The sequence below is a fragment of the Amycolatopsis sp. NPDC006131 genome, assembly GCF_040614175.1.
GTDB lineage: Bacteria > Actinomycetota > Actinomycetes > Mycobacteriales > Pseudonocardiaceae > Amycolatopsis_E > Amycolatopsis_E tucumanensis.
The window spans coordinates 1-2,048 of record NZ_JBEXTX010000235.1 but is presented as its reverse complement, the minus strand read 5'-3'; the positions used below and the strand labels follow the sequence as shown (position 1 = coordinate 2,048).

General features: G+C 71.3%; 3 protein-coding genes. 1 reads left to right on the top strand and 2 read right to left on the bottom strand.

Annotated features, from left to right (window positions below; genetic code table 11):
* Positions 1 to 179: 179 nt before the first annotated feature.
* A complete protein-coding gene (locus tag ABZ215_RS43640; RefSeq protein WP_354956822.1) occupies positions 180 to 563 on the bottom strand; it encodes a cupin domain-containing protein in 384 nt (127 codons plus the stop codon).
* 155 nt (positions 564 to 718) lie between these two features.
* Here ABZ215_RS43640 and ABZ215_RS43635 point away from each other — a divergent pair, with 155 nt between their 5' ends.
* Positions 719 to 1,120 (top strand): DUF4383 domain-containing protein, encoded by a 402-nt coding sequence (locus ABZ215_RS43635; RefSeq protein WP_354956824.1) that lies wholly within the window; start codon positions 719 to 721, stop codon positions 1,118 to 1,120.
* A 34-nt stretch (positions 1,121 to 1,154) separates the two neighbouring features.
* On the opposite strand, the gene ABZ215_RS43630 is transcribed toward ABZ215_RS43635, so the two are convergent.
* A complete protein-coding gene (locus ABZ215_RS43630; protein ID WP_354956820.1) occupies positions 1,155 to 1,937 on the bottom strand; it encodes a PP2C family protein-serine/threonine phosphatase in 783 nt (260 codons plus the stop codon).
* Positions 1,938 to 2,048: the final 111 nt, after the last annotated feature.

Sequence of the window (2,048 nt, the reverse complement as noted above, 5' to 3'; positions counted from 1 at the left end):
ACCGCAACACCGCCGAACCACGCGACGGGCGATGCACCGCAGGACGCGGCACCGGCTGGGGGCGGACGGGCTTCAACGTCTCGGTCACCGGCTCTGCCTCCCGACTCGGCACGCGCAATTCAGCTGCTCTACCCCTTGGGCAGCGCGGTGAAACGCACAATCGGACATCCGAAGCGCGGTCAGTCGAAGTGGTACTCGACGTCGCCGAACGAGTCGGCCGCCAGGACGTAGCAGAAGCGCAGCGGAACCGGCCCGGTGTTGCGGATGCCGTGCGGAACGCCGCCGGGGATGAAGACCGAAGAGCCAGGACCGACCGGGTGCTCACCCTCCTCGGTGAGGATCGTCCCGTGGCCGTGCACCACGAAGTAGACCTCGGCGGGCTCGTGGTGGTGCCTCCGCAGCAGCCCGCCCGGCGGCACCTCAGCCGCGCCCGCGGTCAAGCCGGTGGTCCCGGTCGTGTCCCCGCTGAAGAGGGTGCGCCACGTGATCGTCCCGTGCAGGGGGTCGTCCCACCCGGACACCGGCCCGTTCTCCTCCGCGTGAACGATCACCCTGTTCGCCATGGTTTCTCCGTCATGTCTGCCGGCGGCCCGGGGTGTAGCCGGGCCGGTTGGTGGAACCCTGGCCGGGTCTTCGACGGCCGGGGAAGGGAGCGGGCATGACCAGTCGGCAGGAACGGCTCGGCGGCAACCTCGGAATCGCACTGCGGCGGGCGGCGATGGCGGTGGGCGCGGTGTTCCTCGTCGTGGGCATCCTGGGGTTCGTCCCCGGAGTGACCAGCGACTACGACACCCTCGGCTTCGCCGGCCACCGGTCGGGCGCCATGTTGCTCGGTGTCTTCGCGGTCTCGATCCTGCACAACATCGTGCACCTGCTCTTCGGCGTGGCGGGTCTGGCCGCGGGCAGGTCGGTGCGCGGCGCCAAGTGGTACTTGATCGGCGGCGGATTCGTCTACCTGGCGTTGTGGATCTACGGCCTGGTCATCGATCACGGGTCGGCCGCCAACTTCGTGCCGGTGAACAACGCGGACAACTGGCTGCACCTCGCTCTGGCCGTCGGCATGGTCGCTCTGGGGCTGCTGTTCGGCGCCGGGATGGACCGGGCCGCCGAGGTGCGCTGATCCAGTTCCCCGCCGCCGAACGGCTCGACGGCCGCTACGGTGGTCCGGGCCGGTGCGGGTCCCAGCAGGCCAGCAGCACGGTCGCGTCGTCCTGCAGCGCTCCCTCCTGGTGGTCGAGGATCGTGTGGACGAGCCGCCGTGCGGTCTCCGGCGGCGGCTGGCCGGCCGCCGCCTCCCGCCGCAGGAAGTCGGCCAGCCGGGCCTCGCCGAAGAAGGCGCCCCCGGCGTCGCGTGCCTCGGTGATGCCGTCGGTGTGCAGGACGAGCCAGTCACCGGGCTGCAGGTGCTCCTCACCGATGGCGAGCGCGGCGCTGCCCAGGCCCAGCGGGGGCCGCCCACCGCCGGTCAGCGGTTTCACCAGCTTGCCGCGGCGCATGATCCGCGGCTGCGGGTGCCCCGCGTTGAGGTAACGCAACCGCCCGGTGGGCAGGTCGACCTCGGCGAGGACCGCCGTGGCGAAGGCCGACCCCCCGAACTGGGCCGCGATGTTCTCGTCGATGACGCGGGCGAGCTCGAACAGCCCGTGCCCGGCCCGCCGGGCGCTGCGGTACGCGGCCACCGTGGTCGCGGCGATCAGTCCGCTGCGCTGATCGTGTCCCACCGCGTCCAGGACGAGCAGCGTCGCGGTCGTCTCCGACAGCGAGTAGTCGAAGGCGTCGCCGCTGACGCTGTGCCGCGGCTCGACGACAGCCGTCACCACGAAATCGTCCACCCCGGCGGTGAGCGGTGGCAGCAACGACCAGGTCAGCTCGCCCGCGACCGACCGCGGCGCAGGCAACCGCACCTGGTCCGGGGCGTCCCCGTACTGGGTGAGCAACGTGACGAGGTGCCCGAGCAGCGTCGCCCCGCCTCATTGCGAGTCCCGAATCAAGTCCGCTGACAATTGTGCGCCCGTTCTGGCTAACCCGCCCGGGTGACGACAGTGAAC